The sequence below is a fragment of the Streptomyces aureus genome (assembly GCF_000725495.1).
GTDB classification, from domain to species: Bacteria; Actinomycetota; Actinomycetes; order Streptomycetales; family Streptomycetaceae; genus Streptomyces; species Streptomyces aureus_B.
In genome coordinates this window covers 2,721-23,158 of the sequence record NZ_KL647041.1, presented here as the reverse complement: position 1 = coordinate 23,158, position 20,438 = coordinate 2,721, and the positions used below count along the sequence as shown (strand labels likewise).

The window sequence follows — 20,438 nt, the reverse complement described above, 5'->3', positions numbered from 1 at the left end:
GAGCCGTCGCGGTCGCCGTGTGTCCGGGCCCGGCACCGGGCGAACGGGTCGGACGGGTCGGACGAAGGGCGCCTAGCGCCCCCGTAGCTCCCCCTTCACCACCTTTCCGCTCGCGTTGCGGGGCAGGGTGGCGACGAAGGCGATCGTGCGGGGCACCTTGTAGTTGGCCATCTCGCGGCGGGACCAGGTGATCAGGTCGTCGGCCGTGAGGGCGGAGTGCGGGCGGCGGACGACGTAGGCCCGGCCGACCTCGCCCAGGCGGCTGTCCGGTACGCCGATCACCGCCACGTCCGCGACCTCGGGGTGCAGTCCGAGCAGTTGCTCGATCTCCGCCGGGTAGGCGTTGAACCCGCCGACGATGAACATGTCCTTGATCCGGTCGGTGATGCGCAGGTTGCCCTCGGCGTCGAGGACCCCCACGTCACCCGTGCGCAGCCAGCCCTCCGGGGTCAGCACCTCCGCCGTGGCCGCCGCGTCCTCGAAGTAGCCGCTCATCACGTTGAAGCCGCGCACCAGGACCTCGCCCGGGGACCCGGGCGCCACCGGGGCGCCCGCGGAGTCCACCACCCGTACCTCGGTGTCCGGGATCGCCCGGCCCGAGGTCGAGGCGATCACCTCCGGCCGGTCGCCCCGGCGGCACATGGTGACGATCCCGCTCGCCTCGGAGAGCCCGTACGCCGTCAGGACCGTGTCCACGCCGAGTTCGGTGCGCAGCCGCTCCACCAGCCGCAGCGGGACCACCGCGGCGCCGGTCACCACCAGGCGCAGGGCGGAGAGGTCGTAGGCGTCGCGGGCGGGGTGGTCGAGGAGGGACTGGTGGAGGGTGGGCGGCCCGGGCAGGACGGAGACGCGTTCCGCGGCGACGTTCGCGAGCACCGTGTCCACGTCGAACACGGGCTGCGGGACCATCGTCGCCCCGCGCATGAGACAGGCGATGATCCCGGCCTTGTAGCCGAAGGTGTGGAAGAACGGGTTCACGATCAGATAGCGGTCGCCCTCGCGCAGCCCGGCGAGGTCGCTCCAGATCTCGTAGCCGCGCAGGGTCTGGGCGTGGGTGATCAGGGCTCCCTTGGGCCGGCCCGTGGTGCCCGAGGTGAAGATGATGTCCGAGGGCGAGCCGCCGGACACGGACGCCGCGCGGCGGCGGACTTCCTCGCGCCCGACTCCCTCGCCGTCCGCGAGGAAGTCCTTCCAGGTGCGGAAGTCGGCGGGGGCGTCGTCCGCGAGGGCCACCACCTGCTCCAGATGCGGAAGGCCGGGCAGTGGACCGCTTCCCGGGGCGGGGTCGGGGGCGGGGGCGCGGCCGGAGGCTGGGCCAGTGCCGGCGCCGGCGCCGAGCAGAGGATCGGGGCCGGTCCCGGGGCCGGGCTCCCCCGCCGCCCGCCGCAGCGCGGCCACGTACGACGTGCCGAGGAACGTCCCCGTCACGAACAGCAGCTTCGCCCGGCTCCTGGCCAGCACGTATGCCGCCTCGGCGCCCTTGAAGCGGGTGTTGAGGGGAACGAGGACCGCCCCCGCGGACACCGCGCCGAGGGCGCAGACGATCCAGTCGAGGGTGTTCGGGGCCCAGACGGCCACGCGGTCGCCGGCGCGGACCCCGCTCGCCAGACAGGCCGCCGCGGCACGCTCCACCCGAGCGCCCAGCTCCGCGTAGGAGACGCGCGTCCGGCCCTCGACGACCGCCTCGCGGTCCGCGAAGCGGTCCGCCGCCCACCGCACCAGCCCCGGGACGCCGCCCCACTCCAGGTCACCGCGCATCGAGCACCTCCCGCCGAAACCCCACTAGCTGACTGACCGTCAGATTAGCTGTAGCCTGACGGACTGTCAGCAGCCGGGACGCGTGCGGAGGTCAGCCATGCCAGGCATCAAGGACGCCACGGCCGTCGTCGGGATCGGACAGACCGCCTTCGCGAAGCAACTCCCCGAGTCCGAGAAGACGTTGGCCTGCCGCGCGATCCTCGCCGCGCTCGACGACGCCGGCATCGCGCCTGCGGAGGTCGACGCGCTGGCCTCGTACACGATGGAGGAGACCGACGAGGTGGAGGTCGCCAAGGCCGTCGGGCTCGGCGACCTCACCTTCTTCAGCAAGGTGGGCTTCGGCGGCGGCGGCTCCTGCGCCACCGTCGCGCACCTGGCCGCCGCCGTCGCCACCGGCCAGGCGACGGTGGGCGTGGCCTGGCGCTCGCGCAAACGGGGCAGCGGACCGCGCCCCTGGCGGAACACGGCCGTGCAGCTGCCCACCCCGGCCCAGTGGACCAGGCCCTTCGGGCTGCTGCGGCCCGCCGACGAGATAGGCATGCTCGCGCGCCGGTACATGCACGAGTACGGGGCCACCCGCGACCACCTCTTCAACGTGGCCCTGGCCTGCCGCAACCGCGCCAACCAGAACCCGGCCGCGATGATGTACGACCGCCCGCTGACCCGCGAGATGTACATGACCGCCCGCTGGATCAGCGAGCCGCTCTGCCTCTTCGACAACTGCCTGGAGACGGACGGCGCGCTCGCCTGCGTGATCGTCTCCGCCGAGCGGGCCCGCGACTGCCGGCAGCGGCCGGTGTACGTCCACTCCGCCGCGCAGGGCCTGCCCGCCCAGCACCACGGGATGGTCAACTACTGGAACGACGACCCGCTCACCGGCCCCGCCTGGACCGCCGCCCGGCATCTGTGGAAGCACGCCGACCTCACCCCCGAGGACGTGGACGTGGCGCAGATCTACGACGCGTTCACGCCCCTGATCCCCCTCTCGCTGGAGGGCTACGGGTTCTGCGGGCGCGGGGAGGGCGCGGCCTTCACCGAGGGCGGGGCCCTGGAGATCGGCGGACGGCTGCCGCTCAACACCGGGGGCGGCGGGCTCAGCGAGGCCTACGTGCACGGCTTCAACCTCATCAACGAGGGCGTGAAGCAACTGCGGGGCACCAGCACGGCACAGGTGCCGGGTGCGGCGACCTGTCTGGTCACGGCGGGGGAAGGGGTCCCCACCTCCGCGCTCCTGCTGAGGAACTGAGGGACGGGATGGCTGAGATGACGAAGACGGCCGACGCGAGCGGGGAGCGGGGCGACGAGGACCTCCTCTCCCCCGTCCCCGACGACGACGGGGCGCCCTTCTGGCGGTACGCGGCCCGCGGCGAACTCCGCGTCCAGGCCTGCGCCGACTGCGGTGAGCTCCGCTTCCCGCCGCGCCCCTGCTGCCCGCACTGCCACTCCTTCGCGGACACGTGGCACCTGACGAACGGGCGCGGCCGGATCTGGTCCTACGTCGTGCCGCATCCGCCGCTGCTGCCCGCCTACGCGGCGCTGGCCCCCTACGACGTGGTCCTGGTCGAGCTGGACGAGGCGCCCCGGATCCGGCTGGCCGGGAACCTGGTGAGCGGACCGGACGCCCCCCTCGGCTCCGTGCCGCCGGGGCGGATCCGGATCGGGGCCCGGGTACAGGCGGTGTTCGCCGAGGTGAACGGCGTGACCGTGCCCCGCTGGGTACTGGAGCGGACGTGAGCGGGGCACGGGGAGCGGGCGGGAACGGAACGCCGGGGACGGGGGCGGACGGGGTGCCGGGAGCCGACGGGACCAGGACGCCGGGAGCGAGCGGGACCGGGGTGCCGCGAACCGGCGGGACCCGGGCTCCGGGGGCCGGCGGGCTCTCGCTGGACGTCGACAAGGACACCGGGGTCGCGGTCCTCACGCTCGACCGGCCCGACCGGCTCAACGCCCTCGATCTCGCGACGGCCGCCGAACTGGCCTCCGCCTGGCGGGCGTTCCGGTTCGACGACACCGTACGGGCGATCGTGGTCACCGGCGCGGGACGGCGGGCCTTCTGCACCGGGATCGACCGCTCCGCCGAGGTTCCGCAGCCCAACTCGCCCTACATGGTGGACGATCCGCTCGCCGTGATCGGTCCGAAGACCAACGGCCTGTTCAAGCCGGTGATCGCCGCCGTGAACGGGATCGCCTGCGGCGGTGCCTTCTACCTGCTGGGCGAGGCGGAGTTCGTCGTGGCCGACGAGGAGGCCACCTTCTTCGACCCGCACACGACGTACGGGATGGTCAGCGCGTACGAGTCCGTCTACCTCGCGCAGCGGATGCCGTTCGGGGAGGTGGCCCGGATGGCGCTGATGGGGACGGCCGAGCGCGTCTCGGCGCGGCGGGCCCACGAGGTGGGCCTGGTGTCCGAACTCGCGCCGCCGGGCGAGGCGTTGGCGGCGGCCCTCGCGTGCGCGCGGGTCATCGCGTCGTACCCGCCCGAGGGGGTCCAGGGGACCGTGCGGGCGCTGTGGCAGGCGCAGGAGGCGACCCGTGCGGCGGCCCTGGCGCACGCCCCCCAGCTCGTCTCCCTCGGCAACCTGCCGGGCGAGCGGCAGGCCGAACTGTTCGCGGCCCGGCGCCCCGGGTTCCGGCTGCGCTGAGGCCGCCCGGGCGGCCGGACCGCTCCGGGCCGGGCGGGGAAACACCGGAGGCGGGGCGGAGCGGGCCGGGCCGCTGTTCGCTCCGTGTGGCGGACCGGTCACGCGGGGCGTAGCCTCGCAGCCGGAGCGGCTTCCGCAGGCCGTCCGCGCGAACGACGGCCGCCGTCCGGAGACCCTTCCGTGCCCGGTGCGGCGGCCGTCGCAGAAGCCCCGGCCGCCTGGCCCGGACCCGTCCCGCGTGCGGGGCAGGCGGGGGCCCGCACGGCACGGATCCGGCCCGGCTCAGGTCGTGCGCGCGGTCCCCGTGCCCTTCTCCGCGTCCAGCGCGTACACGCAGCGGTCCTTGCTGCAGGCGTACACGACGCCGTCCTTGACCACGGGGGCGCCGGTGATCTCGCCGCCGGTGGCCAGCTTCCAGCGCAGCCGCCCGTCGTCGGCCTTCAGGGTGTACAGGAGGTGGTCGGTGGAGCCGAAGTGGATCCGGCCCTCGGCCACCGCCGGAGCGCCCACCAGGTCGCCGCCGGCCTGGAAGCGCCACTTCGGGGTGCCGGTGACGGCGTCCAGCGTGTACAGGCCCTTGCCGCTGCCCACATGGACGTGTCCGGCCGCCACGAGGACCGGCTCGGTCGAGGCGCGGGACTCGGTGGCGATGCGCCAGCGGTCACGGCCGTCGGTGGCGTCGAGGGCGTAGACCGTGCCGAGGTAGTCGGCGAGGTAGACGCCGCCGCCCGTCACCGCCGGGCCCGGGGCGAAGGTCGGCGGGCTGAGGAAGACGGCCGGCGCCTCGAAGTGCCAGCGGACGTGACCGCCGGCCACGTCGATGGCAAGGACACGGGTGCCCGCGCAGATGTAGACGTAGCCGTCGGGCGCGTGGGTCATCCGGACCGGTACGCCGCCACAGGAGGCCGCGTCACCGATCGGGTACGACCAGCGCTCCTCGCCCGTACGGGCCTCCAGGGCGCGCAGCCGGGCGTCCTTCCAGACGTACACCGTGCCGTCGTGGATCGCCGGACCGGCCTCCGGGGACTCGAAGTCCGTCTGGGCGCCGCTGATCTCCCAGAGCTTCTGGCCGTTCGCGGCCTCCCAGGCCTGGACGCCGCCGCCGCGCGTGCCGGTGACGACCGTGCCGCGGTCGGCCTGCAGGGAGTAGACCCAGGCGTCCGTGGACAGCCGCCACAGGTCCGCGCCCTCCCGGGCCTCCAATGCGTAGAGCGTGGGCCCGTCGGACGCGTGGATGCGGCCGTCCGCGACGGCCATCGACCAGGCCACGTCCCGGGTCTTGAACCGGCGCCGCCCGGTCGCGACGTCGAGGGCGTGGACCTCGAAGGAGGTGACGTAGACGAGGTCGTCGGCGACCGCGGGGGTGCCCCACACGTCGTTCGACATGCGGAAGCGCCACGGGCGCCAGCCCGTGGAGGTGTCGGGCGCGGGGGCCACGGGCACCGGGGCCGGTTCGGCGCCGTTCACGCCGATACGGGGCCGGGACCAGGAGGCGGCGAGTCCGGCCTCCGGGGGCGGGGCCTTCACGGCCGCCGCGCGGGCGTCCAGGACCCGGGGTCCGGGGCCGATGGGCACCTTGCCGCCGGCGAGGCGCACGGGGCCGGTGTCGGGCGCGCCCACGGGGACCGCGGGGGCGTGCGAGGGCGGCGGGGGCAGGGCGGGGCGCCCGCCGGCGCTGCGTCCGCCGCCCGAGGCCGGCTGCTGGACCGGCGGACGGCCGCCGCGGCGGGTCTCGATCAGGCTCACCGCGCGCTCGGGCAGCCATGCGGAGGCCGTACCGCTGTCGTCGGAGCCGGAGCCGAAGAGGTGGGGGGCGAGCTGGGCCTGGAGGTCGGCCGGGTTGGGGCGGGCCGTGGCGTCCATCTGCATGCAGGACTCGATGAGCGGGCGCAGCTCGTCGGGCAGGCCCTCGAGGTCCGGGCCCTCGCGGAGCAGCATGAAGACCGTCTCGACGGGGTTGGCGCCGTGGTACGGGGCGTGTCCGGTGGCCGCGAAGACGAGCATCGAGGCGAGCGAGAAGACGTCGCTCGCGCCGGTGACGCTGCGCGAGTCCTTGGCCTGCTCGGGCGACATGTAGGCGGGGGTGCCGACGGCGACGTTGGTCATCGTCAGACGGGTGTTCGAGACGCCGGACGCGATACCGAAGTCGATCACGCGCGGCCCGTCCTCGACGACGAGGACGTTCGACGGCTTCAGGTCGCGGTGGACGAGCCCCGCCCCGTGGATCGACTGGAGCGCCTCCGCGACACCGGCCGCCAGCCAGCGCACCGCCTGGGCCGGGAGCGGCCCGCACTCGTTCACTATCTCCTCGAGCGAGGGCGCGGGAACGTAGGCGGTGGCGAGCCAGGGCACCGCGGCCCGGGCGTCGGCGTCGACGACGGCCGCCGTGTAGAAGCCGGAGACGGCACGGGCCGCCTCGACCTCGCGCGAGAAGCGGACCCGGAACAACTGGTCCTCGGCGAGCTCGGTCCTGACCGTCTTGATCGCCACGCGCCGGCCGGAGGCCGAGCGCGCGAGATAGACCAGCCCCATGCCGCCGGCACCCAGCCGGCCCAGCACCTCGAACGGCCCGATCCGGCGCGGATCGTGCTGCGTCAGCTGATCCACCACTTGCCTGCCACCTCCCCGTACGGGTCGCGTCATCCACGTATGAACGCGGCCCAGTGCAGCGTCTCACCACCGCACCGCCATGGCGGCACGCACCCCGATTCTTCCTGGCCGAGCCTCCGGTTGCGAACCCGGGGGCGGATCGGGGTGTCTCATGACAAAACAGCCGCCCCGACAGGAGTACGGCTGCGGGGGCGTCATGGTTCAGGGCCGAAATGCGCCCCTCACCCCAGAAGTACCCCGCTCGGGGGCCCGGAAGTGCCGTCCCTCACGTCGAAATGCCCCACACCTCACCGCGGAAGCGTTTCGGCCGTTGCCGGCGGGCCCTCACCGGCGGTTCCCGGCGGCCGTGAACCGGGACCCGTCCCCCGGCGTCACGCCTGGTCGCGGCACCGTCACCGTTGGAGCAGGGCGAACGAGGCGCCCTGGTTGTCGGTGACGACGGCCACCCGCCCGTACGACGTGTCGAAGGGTGTCACCTGGACCCGGCCGCCGAGCCTGTTCACCGTACCGAGTGTCGCCTCGCAGTCCTCGACCCCGAAGTGGACGAGGAAATGGGGCGGCATCTCGGCCGGAAAGACACCCGTGACCGGAACGCGGCCGAAATCGGGGGTCGCCTCGGGGCCGAAGAGGGCGTCGTGGAACAGGGTGCCGTAGAAGCGGTCGACGGTGGCGGTGTCGCGGGCGTAGAGCTCGGCCCAGCAGAACGTGCCCGGCTCGTGGTGCCGGGCGAAGCCGGTGTGGGTGCCGCGCTGCCAGAGGCCGAAGACGGCGCCCTCCGGGTCGGTGGCGAGGGCGGCCGTGCCGAGCTCGCCCGAGGCGCCCACCGCCGTGGGCACGGCGATGACCGCGCCGCCCGCCGCGACGATCCGCCGGGTGAGCGCCTCGCCGTCCGGGGTCGCGAAGTACACCGTCCACACCGTGGGCATCCGCCCGTCGAGCTTCGGCGTGAGCGCGGCGACCGTTTCGCCGTCCAGTTCGGCCCAGCCCTGCGGCGCGGACTCCTCGGGGAACGTCCAGCCGAACAGCTCGCCGTAGAAGCGCTTGCCCGCCTCCACGTCGGGGAGCTGTGCGTCGACCCAGCAGGGCACACCCTCGGGGAACTCGGCGACAACCGCTGATTCGGCCATGCGGCCAAGCTAACGGCCCGCCGGTCATCCCGCAGGGCGTGCGCACCTGCTCCGGTGACGCCCCGTCCCTGCTCAGGGGCCCCGCGCGGAGTTCTCGCGGGGCTTTCCGGGGGCGGAGCACGCACGCGATCCCCGCGCCGTTCCCGGGGACCGCGCGGGAAAGGCGCCGAGTCGCCGGGGGCCGCGCGGGAATTTCCACGGGAACGCGGACGGCGTTCGTACGGGCCCCCGGGAATGCGAGCCGCCTTTCCCACGGGACCCGTTACGGCCGGAGCGCACCCTTCCGCTCGGACCGTACTCCCGCGACGGAACCGGAGAAACGGCGGAAGACCTGGTGAACCCCTCCCCGAACCCCGTCCGAACCCCCCTGGAACCCCCGCGATGTACGGCCGCACCCCATTTGCAGTCGGCCGAATCGCGCTCCGATCACCCCTCGGTAAGCTGACGGCATGACAGGACAAGTGCGTACCGTCGACGGCCGCGTGGCCGGACGACGTGGGCAGGCGACCCGGCAGAAGCTGCTCGACTGCCTCAGCGAGATGCTCAGCTCATCGCCCTACCGTGACGTCAAAGTCATCGACGTCGCCCGGAAGGCGGGCACTTCACCGGCGACCTTCTACCAGTACTTCCCGGACGTCGAAGGCGCCGTCCTGGAGATCGCCGAGCAAATGGCCGCCGAGGGCGCCGCGTTGACCCAGTTGCTCGAAGGCCGATCCTGGGTCGGCAAGGCCGGATGGCAGACCGCGCAGGAACTCGTCGAGGGTTTCCTGGAGTTCTGGCGGAAGAACGACGCCATCCTGCGCGTGGTCGATCTCGGCGCCGCCGAGGGCGACAAGCGGTTCTACAAGATCCGCATGAAGATCCTGAACTCCGTGAACAACTCCCTTACGGATTCCGTCACCGAACTCCAGGCCAAGGGAAAGGTCGACAAGGACGTGAACCCGGCCGCGATGGCCGGTTCCCTCGTGGCCATGCTCGCCGCGGTCGCCTCGCATCAGAAGGGGTTCCAGACCTGGGGCGTCAAGCAGGCCGAACTCAAGCCGAACCTCGCGCTGTTGGTGTATCTGGGCGTGACCGGGAAGAAGCCGACGAAGTAGCGCCCCGACGCCCCAGCTCCTGTCATGCGGGCGGCAGCCGCACCGGAGAAACCCTCCGACGGGCTGCCGCCCGCTGCGCTGTCCGGGCCCCGCGACCGGGCGGCACCCCGCACCGAGCGGTCACCCCGCACCGGCCCGGCAACCCGCACAGCCGCCCGGCGACCAAGCCATCGCCGGAAACCGGGCACGGCCGCCCCGTCCGCTCAGCGGGCCGTCCGCTCAGCCGGCCGCCCCCTCCGCCCTGCGCACGATCCTGAAGAGCCGTATCTCCCGGTCCACCCGGGCCTGGTACGTGGCGTACGGCGGCCAGAACGCCAGCACCGTCCTCCAGACCGCCTCCCGCTCCTCGCCCGTGAGCAGCCGGGCGGTCACGGGGATGTCCTCGCCCTTCCAGTTGATGACGGCGTCGGGAGAGGCGAGCAGGTTCGCGGTCCAGGCCGGATGATCCGTACGGCCGAAGTTGGACCCCACGAGGATCCAGCCGGACTCCGCGTCCCCGGCGGCACCAGGAGCAGCCCCCGCCCTCGCGGCTCCCACCCTGTCCGCCCCGCTCTCCGGCATGCAGGCCAGCGGCGTACGACGCTCGAGCCCGCTCTTCGCGCCGCGTGCGGTCAGTACGACTCCCGGCAGCATCTGGGCGCTGAGCAGCACCTTCCCGCGGGTGAGCCGGTGCACGGCCCGGTCGAGGGCCGGGATGAGATGCGGGGCGACCCGGGCGAACGTCCGGGTGGAGGACACCCGCTGCACCAGCCGCACCCCGGGCATCCCCCGCGCCCCGGTCCCGGTCCCCGCCTTGCCGCCCGCTCCCGTACCGCTCTCCCCGCGCGAAGCCCCTGACGCCGCCATCAGACCGTCACCTCCCCGCCGTCGAAGAGCCGCGCCGCCTCGGCCGCGTGGGCGCGCAGCCGGTGGACGGGGCCGAAGAGCAGTTCGTCGCCGGAGGCGCGCTTGAAGGAGAGATGGGCCTCGTGCTCCCAGGTGAAGCCGATGCCCCCGTGGAGCTGGATGCCCTCGGAGGCGGCGGTGCGCAGCGCCTCCAGCGCCTGGGCCAGCGCGAGGGCGCCCACGCGCTCACCGCCCGTCCCCACGGACCAGGCCGCGTAGTAGGCCGCGGACCGGGCCGACTGCACGCCCACGTACACGTCCGCGAGCCGGTGCTTGACCGCCTGGAAGGAGCCGATGGCCCGCCCGAACTGCTCGCGTCGGCCGACGTGTTCGACGGTGCGCTCCAGCGCGCGGTCGGCGGCGCCGACGGCCTCCACCGCGAGGACGGAGGCCGCTGCGTCCCCGGCGGCGGCCAGCGCCGCGGGCACGTCGGCCTGGTCGTCGCCCAGCAACTCCGCTTCCACGTCCCGCAGTTCGATCCGGGCCTGCGGACGGGTCGGGTCGAGGGAGGTCTGCCGTGCGCGGACGAGCCCGTCGGCGTCGCCCCGCACCAGGAAGAGGAGCGTCCGGGACCGCGCGAAGCCGCCGGTGTGCGCGGCCACCACGAGGAGTCCGGCGCTGTGCCCGTCGAGCACCTGCGCCGCCTGCCCGTAGAGCCGCCAGACCCCCTCCGCCCGCCGGGCCTGGACGCCTCCGGCCCGGCCGCCGCCCGCCCAGTCGCCGCGGTTGTCGCCGGTCAGCCCGAGCGCGGTGGCCAGACCCGTGCCGGGGACCGCGAGGGCGGCGGTCCCCGTGCCCGAGGCCAGCGGCGGCAGCAGGGCGGAGCGCTGCGCCCCGGTGCCGAGGGCCAGGATCAGCGGGGCGGCGAGGACGGCGGTGGACAGCAGGGGCGAGGGGGCGAGAGCGCGGCCCGACTCCTCGCAGGCGAGGGCGAGTTCGGTCATCGTGCAGCCGACGCCGCCGTACTCCTCGGGGAGGGCGAGTCCGGGCAGTCCGAGCCGCTGCGCGAGGGCCTCCCAGAGCGCCTGGTCGTAGCCGGCGGAGGTCTGCTCGGCGGCCCGCAGCTCGTGCGGACCGCACCGTTTCGCCAGCAGCTCCCGCAGGGCGCGGCGGATCTCCTCCTGCTCCGCGGTGAGATGGGCATCCATGGGCGCGTTCCTCCCTCGTCGGGGGGCCGATCCGGCAGGCCGATCTGACGGGCCGTCATGTTAGGGCGGAGGGTCCCAGATGCACAGGGGCGTGACGCCCTCCCGGCGAAGGGGTTATCTGATGTACCGTCAGATTCATGACTCCCGCCATCCCGGGGCACAGCCGTCGAAAGGTCGCCGTCGTCGGCATATCCCTGTCCGACTGCGGCCGTGTGGACGAGGCGACCCCGTACGCGCTGCACGCCCAGGCCGCACGCCGGGCGGTGGCCGACTCCGGTCTGGACCGCTCGGTGATCGACGGACTCGCCTCGGCGGGGCTCGGCGTCCTCGCGCCCGCAGAGGTGGCCGAGTACCTGGGGCTGCGGCCCACCTGGGTCGACTCGACCTCCGTCGGCGGCTCCACCTGGGAGGTCATGGCGGCCCACGCGGCGGACGCCATCGCGGCGGGCCACGCGAACGCGGTCCTGCTGGTCTACGGCTCCACGGCCCGCGCCGACATCAGGGCGGGCCGGCGCACCGGCAACCTCTCCTTCGGCGCCCGGGGCCCCCTCCAGTTCGAGGTCCCCTACGGCCACACCCTGGTCGCCAAGTACGCGATGGCCGCCCGCCGCCACATGCACACGTACGGCACCACGCTCGAACAGCTCGCCTCGGTGGCCGTCCAGGCCCGCGCGAACGCGGCCCGCAACCCGGAGGCGATGTTCCGCGACCCGGTCACGGTCGACGACGTCCTGTCGGGGCCGATGATCGCGGACCCCTTCACCAAGCTGCACTGCTGCATCCGCTCCGACGGCGGCGCGGCGGTGCTGCTGGCGGCCGAGGAGTACGTGCGCGACTGCCGTACGGCCCCGGTGTGGGTGCTCGGGACCGGCGAGCACGTCTCCCACACCACGATGTCCGAGTGGGCGGACTTCACGGTCTCCCCGGCGGCGGTGAGCGGCCGGCTCGCCTTCGAGCGGGCCGGGGTGCGCCCCGCCGAGATCGACTTCGCCGAGATCTACGACGCCTTCACCTACATGACCCTGGTGACCCTGGAGGACCTCGGTTTCTGCGCCAAGGGCGAGGGCGGCGCCTTCGTGGAAGCGGCGAAGGGACGGCTCCTGGTGGACGGCGAACTGCCGGTGAACACGGACGGGGGCGGGCTGTCGGCCCAGCACCCAGGCATGCGCGGCCTGTTCCTGCTCGTGGAGGCCGTACGACAGCTCCGGGGCGAGCTCCCCGAGGGCCGCCAGGTACGACGCCCCGACGGGAGCCTGCCCGAGCTGGCGGTGGCGTCCGGGACGGGGGGCTGGTTCTGCTCCTCGGGGACGGTGGTGCTGGGCCGGGGGTGAGGCCCGGGCCGATCCGAGCCGGCCCGCCGGACGACCGGGCGCCCGCCCCCGGCCACCCGGACCCCGCGAACCACCGCGCGCGCCACCGCCCGGTCCCGCGCGTTCCCCGATCCCCGGGGGAGCCGGTGAGGACCGGAGGGGAAGCCGGTGAGAACCGGAGGGGGAGCGGGGGAGTATCGGAAGCCGAGGACGATACTCGGAGCATGGAACCGGATCTTCATGAACTGCTGAGATCGCTGCGGGTGTGGGACACGGAGCTGCCCGGCTTCACGCCGGAGGACGCCCCGGCGGACCCGCTGACCCTGTTCACCCGGTGGTTCGCGGAGGCCGCGGCGGCCGGGCAGCCCGAGCCGCACACGATGTCGCTCGCGACGGCCGGCGAGGACGGCCTGCCCGACGTGCGGACCGTGATGCTGCACGGCGCGGACGACGCCGGCTGGGCGTTCGCCTCGCACGTGACGAGCCGCAAGGGACGCCAGCTCACCGAGCGGCCGTACGCGGCCCTCGGCTTCTACTGGCCCGCGCAGGGGCGCCAGATCCGGGTCCGCGGCCCGGTCGCGGCCGCGTCGCCCGAGGAGAGCCAGGCGGATCTGCACGCCCGCTCCACCGGGGCGCTGGCCGCCGCCCTGGTGGGCCGGCAGAGCGAGGCCCTGGCCTCGCGGGACGCGCTGGACCGGGCCTCGGACGCGGCCTGGGAGCGGGCCGGGGACACCCCGGACGCCCCCGCCCCCACCTGGACCCTCTACCGCCTGCGTCCGGACGAGGTCGAGTTCTTCCAGGGCGACGCCCGCCGCCGCCACACCCGTCTCGTCTACCGCCGCGCGGAGACGGGCTGGACGACCGAGCTGCTGTGGCCCTGAGACCCGGCCCGCTCCCCGGAACCGCCCCCGCCCACCCGCGGGACCCGCGCTCCTACGCCGCCCCGTGCGTGAAGCCGTACACCGCGAAGTCGGAGACGGGCCGGTAGCCGATGCGCCGGTACAGGCCGTTGCTGGTCGGGTTGGAGAGGTCGGTGAACAGCAGGACCTCACGGACGTCCGTGGCGAGGGCGGCACGGGTCACCTCCGCAGTGACGGCGCCGGCGTATCCCCGGCCGCGCAGGTGCGCGGGGGTGTAGACGGGGCCGACCCGGAGCTGCCCGGCGACCGGCCGGGTCAGGCCCGCCATGGCGACGGGGGTGCCGTCGGGGATCTCCCACAGGGTGATGCCGCCGTAGGAGATCCGGTCGTCGGCCCAGACGCCGGGGTCGCCGTGTCCGCCCTCCCCGATGGCCTCGGCGAACTCCGTGTACCAGCGGCCGAGCAGGTCCCGGTCGCCCGCGTCCGCGACCCGGGGGCGGCCGGGCGGTGCGGGCTCGGGCACCGACAGCTCGCCGAGCCGGTACAGCCGATCGCTCCGGAGCAGCGCGGGCGTCGCCCCGGTGCGCCGTCCCCAGGCCTCGGCGAAGGCATCGGCGGTCGCGGTGTCGGCCGCGACCCCGGACACCTCGGTCCCGGCGTCCGCGAGCAGCGCGGTGAGCGCCTGGACGCCGGGCTCGTCCAGCGGGGTGACGTTCAGCGGGTACGGGGGCGTGCGGAAGAAGGCCGCGCGGACCTCCCCGGAGTGCTCCAGGGCTCCGAAGACCGGCGTGTCCTTCCCGTACCGGTCCATGCCGCCTCTACGGAGTCCTTCCGTCACGGTCAGCGCGACGGTGTGCTGCGCGGGCCGCGAGCGGAGGAAGTCCCCGGCCAGCGCGAGGAACGCGTCGAGGTCGTGGGTGAGCCGCCAGTCGTACGTCACGGAGGTGTCCATGCCGGATGATCCCGCGCGGCCGGGCCGCCCCGCCTCCGGTTTTCGGCGTGCTCCGGAGCGGCACCGAGGAGGGTTTCCGCCGGCGTCGAACGCCCAGGGAGTGACCGGTGGGCCCGAAGGGGCTTGAATGACTGGATGGCCGACGTCCGTCTGCAGTTCTCCGTCCAGCCCGAACCCGAGCTGACCGGCCTCGGGCTGCGGCTGCGCCCCTGGGACCCGGAGTCCGACGCCGACGTGTCGGCGTATCTGCGCGGGCTGGCCGATCCCGAGTTCCAGCGCTGGAACACCCCGCTCAGGTTCGTCCGGGACATCGACTCCGCCCGTGAGGCGCTGCGGACCCGCGTCGCGGCGGCGACGAGCGGCACCGGGTTCTCCTTCTGCGTCACCGACGCCGGGTCCGGCGAGACGCTGGGCCACATCGGTGTCAACGAGATCGACCACGTCATGAGCTGCGCCCGTGTCGGCTACTGGGTGCTTCCGGACTCCCGGGGCCGCCGGGTCGCCACCCGGGCGCTCGGCCTCGTCGCCCGGTTCGGTTTCACGGAGCTGGCCCTGAACCGCCTCGAACTCGGCCACGCCGTGGGCCACGACGTGTCGTGCCGGGTCGCCGAGCACTGCGGGTTCCGGCAGGAGGGAACGCTGCGCGGCGCGATGTTCGAGGCCGGCCGCCATGACGCGTTCCGCGACGTGCACCTGCACGGCCGGCTGGCGACGGACCCGGACCCGACGCCCTCGACCTGAAGGGTGTCGCAGCCGGTCAGCCACCGGCGCCCGTCACGGGCCGAAAGACGGGGATCCCCGCCCGGAAGGCCACATCCAGCTCCATCCCGATCCGCAGGTCCGCCTCCTCGCAGCCGATGACCTCGGTCATCATCCGGGGCCCCTCCGCGAGGTCGACGACGGCGGCGGCGTACGGGACGCGCTCGCCGAACGGCGGCAGGTCGTTGCGGTGGACGACCGACCAGGTGTGGAGGGTGGCGCGTCCGCTCGCGCCCCGCCAGCTCACGTCCTCGCTCCAGCAGTACGGGCAGAACTCCCGGGGGTAGTGGTGGACGCGGTCGCAGGCGGCGCAGTGCCGGATCAGCAGCCGTCCCTCGGCGGCGGCGTCCCAGTAGGGCCGGGTGAAGGCGTCCGGCTCGGGTTCGCCGTACCCGCCGCTCATCGGAAGAGCCCGAGGGCGTCGTCCAGGGACCAGGTCTGCCAGGACATCGCGAACAGGGCGACGGCCGAGATCAGCGCCATCATCGCGTTCTGCCCCTGCTCCGCCCAGTCGTGGATCATGAGGGTGAAGTACAGGACGTTGAGGAGCAGGCCCGCGACCAGGGCGACGGGGGTCAGCAGCCCGGCCACGAGCCCGAGGCCGAGTGCCAGCTCCGCGTACACGACGACGTAGGCCATCACCTTGGGCCGTGGGGCGACGACCGTCTCGAAGCCGGAGCGCACGGCGCTCCACCGGTGCTTGGCGGCGACGTCGGCCGCCCAGGCGATTCCGGTCCCGCGCTCGAACCAGCCCTTCCTGTCCTTGTGCCGCCAGCTCTCGAGCCACCACAGCCCGAGCCCGACGCGGAGCACGGCCAGCCATTCCGCCCCGCCGAGCCAGATCGTGTCCATGGGCGAACCTCCCGCAGAGGAGCCGTATCTGACGGAACGTCAGTTTCGACTCCGAGCGACGCCCGCGCAAGAGCCGGGCGACACCCGCCCGAAATCAGAACGCCCTCTCTCCCCCGGGGCGCACGGACCCACCCCCCACGCTCCCGCAAAAGGCGTACACCCCGGCGCCCACCTGCGGCGACAACGCCCTTCCCGCACATCCCCACCACACCGAAGTGACCTACGCCACCGGGCCCACCCACCCCTCCCACAGTCGTGACCAGTTCGCAACCGATTCCCCTCTTGACCGAGACCTATCAAGCAAAGTCGTGATTACGCTCGCGCTATGGCCGACACGACTGCTTCCACGACCTCCCGCACGGTGCCCTCGCACGAGGACCGCCCCGTGTACGTGATCGGAGGCGGCCCCGGAGGGCTCGCGGCGGCGTACGCGCTGCGCGCCCGGGGCGTACGAGCCGTCGTGCTGGAGAAGTCGGACCAGGTCGGCGCCTCCTGGCGCAACCACTACGACCGGCTGCACCTGCACACCACCCGGCGGCTGTCCGCGCTGCCGGGGCTGTCGATGCCGCGCTCGTTCGGCCGCTGGGTGGCACGCGACAACGTGGTGCGCTACCTGGAGAAGTACGCCGAGCACCACGGTCTGGAGATCGTCACCGGCGTGGAGGTCTCCCGCATCGAGCCCGCGCCGGGCGGCGACGGCTGGCTGCTGCACGCCACGGGCGGACGGGAGCTGACCGGCAGCGCGGTGGTCGTCGCGACCGGCTTCAACCACACCCCGCGCATTCCCGACTGGTCCGGGCGCGACGGCTACACCGGCACGCTGCTGCACGCCGGGGAGTACCGCAACCCGGCCCCCTACGCCGGCCGCGACGTCCTCGTCGTCGGCGTCGGCAACACCGGCGCCGAGATCGCCGTGGACCTGGTCGAGGGCGGCGCCTCGCGCGTACGGCTGTCCGTGCGCACCGCGCCGCACATCGTGCGCCGCTCGACGGCGGGCTGGGCCGCGCAGTTCACGGGAATCGCCGTACGAAGACTGCCGGTGCGCCTCGTGGACGCGCTGGCGGGTCCGATGGCGAAGCTGAGCGTGCCCGATCTGTCGGCGCAGGGGCTGCCCCGCCCGTCCACCGGGCTCTACTCCCGCGTCAACGAGGGGGCCATCCCCGTCCAGGACGTCGGCATCATCGACGCCGTGCGCAAGGGGAAGGTCGAGGTCGTGGCGGCGGTGGAGGGGTTCGAGGACGACAAGGCCGTCCTCGCCGACGGGAGCCGGATCGATCCGGACGTGGTCATCGCGGCGACGGGGTACTCGCGGGCCCTCGAGGGCATGGTCGGGCACCTCGACGTGCTCGACGGGCGGGGGCGTCCGGTCGTCCACGGCGGGCGGAGCCCTCGCAATGCACCGGGCCTGTACTTCACCGGGTTCACCAACCCGATCAGCGGCATGTTCCGCGAACTGGCCCTCGACGCAGAAAAGATCGCCAAGACCATCTCCCACCACACGCCCAGCCCCACCCCCCGCTGAGGCAACGCGGCCCCGGACCCCGGCACCCGGCACCCGGCACCCGGCACCCGGCACCACACTCGCCGCCCCGCCCCACCGGCACCCAGCGCTGCACCCACGGCCCCCACAGGCACCCGGCACGACCCCGTAGCCCCAAGCGGTTTTTCGCCCCCTCCGCCCCTACCCTTCCCGTCCCTGGGGCTCCGCCCCAGACCCCGCTCCTCAAACGCCGGAGGGGCTGAATTTTCGTCGGCCGGGGCTGGAATTGGCCCCGCGCCCGAGAGCGGGCCGGAGGGATGGCCACCCCTGGGGCTCCGCCCGGACCCTGCTCCTCAAGCGCGCGAAGGGCTGAAACTCAGCCACGATCCACCGGCACCCGGGATCCGGCGCGAGGGGCCGTGCCGGTACATCGATGCCCGTCGCCACTAACGTCCACCACTACGTCCAACGGCGACGGGCTGATGCACCGGCACGGCCCCGACCCACCACCGGACCGGAACGCGGTACGTCACACCCCGTACCGGGTACCTAACACAAGCCCACCCCTGCACAACGGTTCCTGACACGGCGTCAGTTAAGTAATCTGACAGTGCGTCAGTTATCCATTGGCTGTCACACAGGAGCGGGCGGACCGATGCTTGGATCAACCCACGGCACCCTCACCACCGACTCCCGCCGGGCCCGGGTCATCGCCTGCGGCGAGCAGCCCTCCCCGGTCGTGCACGGACGCCCGGCCGACGTCGACGACCTCGACGTCAGCGGCCGCCCGCTGTACGCCCCAGTCCCCGACCTGGACCGCTTCTTCCGCCCCGAGTCCGTGGCCGTCATAGGCGCCTCGGACACCGAGGGCCGGCCGAACACAGGCATCACCCGTCAGCTGATCGCCTGGGCGGACAGGGTCGGCGCCCGCCTCCACCCGGTGCACCCCACCCGCCGAACGGTCTTCGGCCTGACCTGCCTCCCCACCGTGGCAGACCTCCCGGACCAGGTCGACCTGGCGGTACTCCTCGTCGCCGACCCCCTCCCCCTGATCGGCCAACTGGCCGAGGCCAAGGTGAAGTTCGCGGTCGCGTTCGCCTCCGGATTCGCCGAGACCGGCACCGAGGGCGCCGCCGCCCAGGCCAGACTCGCCGCCGCCGTCACCGGCTCCGGCCTGCGCCTGCTCGGCCCCAACACCAACCTCAACGCCTTCGAGCACTTCCGCGAGGACCTCGAAGGCCCCGCGATCGCCCTGATCACCCAGTCCGGCCACCAGGGCCGGCCGGTGTTCGCGATGCAGCAGCTCGGGGTCCGCCTGTCCCACTGGGCCCCCACCGGCAACGAGGCCGACCTGGAGACCGCGGACTTCATCTCCTACTTCTCGGAGCGCCCCGAGGTCGGCGCCATCGCCTGCTACGTCGAGGGTCTCAAGGACGGCCGCTCCTTCCTGCTCGCCGCCGACCGCGCCGCCCGGCGCAAGGTGCCCGTCGTCGCGGTGAAGGTCGGCCGCACGGAGACCGGCGCCCGCACGGCGGCCTCGCACACCGGCAAGCTGACGGGCGCGGACGCCGTGGTGGACGCGGCGATGCGGCAGTTCGGCGTGATCCGGGTCGACGGGCTCGACGAACTCCAGGACACCGCGGCCCTGCTGGCACGGGCCCGCACCCCGCAGGCCGACGGGGTCGTGGTCTATTCGATCTCCGGCGGAACGGGAGCGCACTTCGCGGACCTGGCGACCGAGGCGGGACTCAGTCTCCCGGCCCTCTCGGAGGCCAAGCAGACGGAGCTGCACACCTGGATACCCGGCTACCTGAACGTGGCCAACCCGGTCGACAACGGCGGGCACCCGGTGGGCGACCATCGCGGCCGGAAAATCATCGACGCGATCCTCGCCGACCCCGCGGTCGGGGTGCTGATCTGTCCGATCACGGGACCGTTCCCGCCGATGAGCGACAGGCTGGCGCAGGACCTGGTGGACGCGGCGGAGCAGACGGACAAGCTGGTCTGCGTGGTGTGGGGGTCGCCGGTGGGCACGGAGGCGGCGTACCGGGAGACGCTGCTGGGGTCGTCCCGGGTCGCCACGTTCCGTACGTTCGCGAACTGCATCACCGCCGTCCGCGCCCACCTGGACCACGCGCGCTTCACCGCCGCGTACCGCTCGCCGTTCGACGAGGCGCCGCGCACCCCGTCGCCCTCGTTCCGCAAGGCCCAGGCCCTGATGCGCCCGGGCCAGCAGCTGAGCGAGCACGCGGCGAAGCAGCTGCTGCGGGCGTACGGGATCAGGGTGCCGCGCGAGCAGCTGGTGACGAGCGCGGCGGCGGCGGTGCGGGCGGCGAGCCAGGTCGGCTACCCGGTGGTCATGAAGGCCTCCGGGGCGCAGATCGCGCACAAGACCGAGCTGGGTCTGGTCAAGATCGGGCTGACCTCGGCGAGCCAGGTGCGGGACGCGTACCGCGAGCTGACGGACATCGCCCGCTACGAGGGGATCTCCCTGGACGGGGTCCTGGTCTGCCAGATGGTGGAGCGGGGTGTCGAGATGGTGGTGGGTGTCACGCACGACGAGCTGTTCGGGCCGACGGTCACGGTCGGGCTGGGCGGGGTGCTCGTCGAGGTGCTGCGGGACGCGGCCGTACGGGTGCCGCCGTTCGGTGAGGACCAGGCGCGGGCGATGCTGTCCGAGCTGCGCGGGCGGGCGCTGCTGGACGGGGTGCGCGGAGGTCCGCCGGTGGACGTGGACGCGCTGGTCGAGGTGGTGATCCGGGTCCAGCGGCTGGCGCTCGAACTCGGTGACGAGATAGCTGAGTTGGACATCAATCCGCTGATGGTGCTGCCCAGGGGACAGGGGGCGGTCGCCCTGGACGCACTGGTGCTGTGCCGCTGACCGGAGCCCGCACCGAACCTCCCCCCCGCACCCACCCGAACCGGAGCCCCCGATGACCACCTCCGAAGCCCCCGAAC

Annotated in this window: 17 protein-coding genes; 9 read left to right on the top strand and 8 right to left on the bottom strand. The window is 73.7% G+C overall.

The genetic code is table 11. The features are described from left to right. Positions 1 to 72 precede the first annotated feature (72 nt). Complete coding sequence (locus IO36_RS39910) at positions 73 to 1,758, bottom strand: fatty acid--CoA ligase family protein (RefSeq protein ID WP_037628068.1); 1,686 nt, start codon at positions 1,756 to 1,758, stop codon at positions 73 to 75. Positions 1,759 to 1,855: 97 nt separating this feature from the next. Between IO36_RS39910 and IO36_RS39905 the strand changes: the two genes are divergently transcribed. From IO36_RS39905 to IO36_RS39895, 3 genes are all read left to right on the top strand, one after another. Beyond that, entirely contained in the window at positions 1,856 to 3,004 is a 1,149-nt protein-coding gene (locus IO36_RS39905) for a lipid-transfer protein (RefSeq protein ID WP_037628067.1), read from the top strand. Positions 3,005 to 3,012: 8 nt separating this feature from the next. After that, on the top strand, positions 3,013 to 3,492 hold the full coding sequence (locus tag IO36_RS39900) for a Zn-ribbon domain-containing OB-fold protein (RefSeq protein WP_245173662.1): 480 nt from the start codon (positions 3,013 to 3,015) through the stop codon (positions 3,490 to 3,492). Positions 3,493 to 3,641: 149 nt separating this feature from the next. Continuing rightward, complete coding sequence (locus IO36_RS39895) at positions 3,642 to 4,400, top strand: enoyl-CoA hydratase/isomerase family protein (RefSeq protein ID WP_425535575.1); 759 nt, start codon at positions 3,642 to 3,644, stop codon at positions 4,398 to 4,400. 282 nt (positions 4,401 to 4,682) lie between these two features. Here IO36_RS39895 and IO36_RS39890 read toward each other — a convergent pair whose 3' ends face one another. Continuing rightward, entirely contained in the window at positions 4,683 to 7,010 is a 2,328-nt protein-coding gene (locus IO36_RS39890; protein WP_037628065.1) for a serine/threonine-protein kinase, read from the bottom strand. 392 nt (positions 7,011 to 7,402) lie between these two features. Continuing rightward, a complete protein-coding gene (locus tag IO36_RS39885; protein ID WP_037628064.1) occupies positions 7,403 to 8,137 on the bottom strand; it encodes an AfsK-binding protein KbpA in 735 nt (244 codons plus the stop codon). Positions 8,138 to 8,586: 449 nt separating this feature from the next. Between IO36_RS39885 and IO36_RS39880 the strand changes: the two genes are divergently transcribed. Further along, positions 8,587 to 9,234: a TetR family transcriptional regulator gene (locus IO36_RS39880; protein ID WP_078943740.1), complete on the top strand. Its 648-nt coding sequence runs from the start codon at positions 8,587 to 8,589 to the stop codon at positions 9,232 to 9,234. A gap of 219 nt (positions 9,235 to 9,453) precedes the next feature. Here IO36_RS39880 and IO36_RS39875 read toward each other — a convergent pair whose 3' ends face one another. Further along, a complete protein-coding gene (locus tag IO36_RS39875; RefSeq protein ID WP_037628062.1) occupies positions 9,454 to 9,999 on the bottom strand; it encodes a nitroreductase/quinone reductase family protein in 546 nt (181 codons plus the stop codon). A gap of 80 nt (positions 10,000 to 10,079) precedes the next feature. Next, a complete protein-coding gene (locus IO36_RS39870) occupies positions 10,080 to 11,267 on the bottom strand; it encodes an acyl-CoA dehydrogenase family protein (RefSeq protein ID WP_037628060.1) in 1,188 nt (395 codons plus the stop codon). Between the two features lie 137 nt (positions 11,268 to 11,404). Between IO36_RS39870 and IO36_RS39865 the strand changes: the two genes are divergently transcribed. After that, positions 11,405 to 12,598, top strand: a complete 1,194-nt coding sequence (locus IO36_RS39865; protein ID WP_037628058.1) for a thiolase C-terminal domain-containing protein — start codon at positions 11,405 to 11,407, stop codon at positions 12,596 to 12,598. Positions 12,599 to 12,801: 203 nt separating this feature from the next. Beyond that, positions 12,802 to 13,458, top strand: a complete 657-nt coding sequence (locus tag IO36_RS39860; RefSeq protein ID WP_037628055.1) for a pyridoxine/pyridoxamine 5'-phosphate oxidase — start codon at positions 12,802 to 12,804, stop codon at positions 13,456 to 13,458. Positions 13,459 to 13,510: 52 nt separating this feature from the next. Here IO36_RS39860 and IO36_RS39855 read toward each other — a convergent pair whose 3' ends face one another. Next, complete coding sequence (locus tag IO36_RS39855) at positions 13,511 to 14,389, bottom strand: GNAT family N-acetyltransferase (RefSeq protein ID WP_037628053.1); 879 nt, start codon at positions 14,387 to 14,389, stop codon at positions 13,511 to 13,513. A 135-nt stretch (positions 14,390 to 14,524) separates the two neighbouring features. Between IO36_RS39855 and IO36_RS39850 the strand changes: the two genes are divergently transcribed. Next, the gene (locus IO36_RS39850; RefSeq protein WP_037628051.1) at positions 14,525 to 15,130 is read left to right on the top strand and encodes a GNAT family N-acetyltransferase; all 606 of its coding nucleotides are present in this window, start codon (positions 14,525 to 14,527) and stop codon (positions 15,128 to 15,130) included. A gap of 16 nt (positions 15,131 to 15,146) precedes the next feature. Here IO36_RS39850 and IO36_RS39845 read toward each other — a convergent pair whose 3' ends face one another. Together IO36_RS39845 and IO36_RS39840 are read right to left on the bottom strand one after the other, a co-directional pair. Next, positions 15,147 to 15,551: a Zn-ribbon domain-containing OB-fold protein gene (locus IO36_RS39845; protein WP_037628049.1), complete on the bottom strand. Its 405-nt coding sequence runs from the start codon at positions 15,549 to 15,551 to the stop codon at positions 15,147 to 15,149. Next, a complete protein-coding gene (locus IO36_RS39840; protein WP_037628047.1) occupies positions 15,548 to 16,000 on the bottom strand; it encodes a hypothetical protein in 453 nt (150 codons plus the stop codon). The genes IO36_RS39845 and IO36_RS39840 overlap by 4 nt, the downstream gene beginning before the upstream one ends. Before the next feature lie 325 nt (positions 16,001 to 16,325). Between IO36_RS39840 and IO36_RS39835 the strand changes: the two genes are divergently transcribed. Together IO36_RS39835 and IO36_RS39830 are read left to right on the top strand one after the other, a co-directional pair. Next, complete coding sequence (locus tag IO36_RS39835) at positions 16,326 to 17,522, top strand: flavin-containing monooxygenase (RefSeq protein ID WP_037628045.1); 1,197 nt, start codon at positions 16,326 to 16,328, stop codon at positions 17,520 to 17,522. 613 nt (positions 17,523 to 18,135) lie between these two features. Continuing rightward, a complete protein-coding gene (locus IO36_RS39830; RefSeq protein ID WP_037628043.1) occupies positions 18,136 to 20,361 on the top strand; it encodes an acetate--CoA ligase family protein in 2,226 nt (741 codons plus the stop codon). Positions 20,362 to 20,438 lie beyond the last annotated feature (77 nt).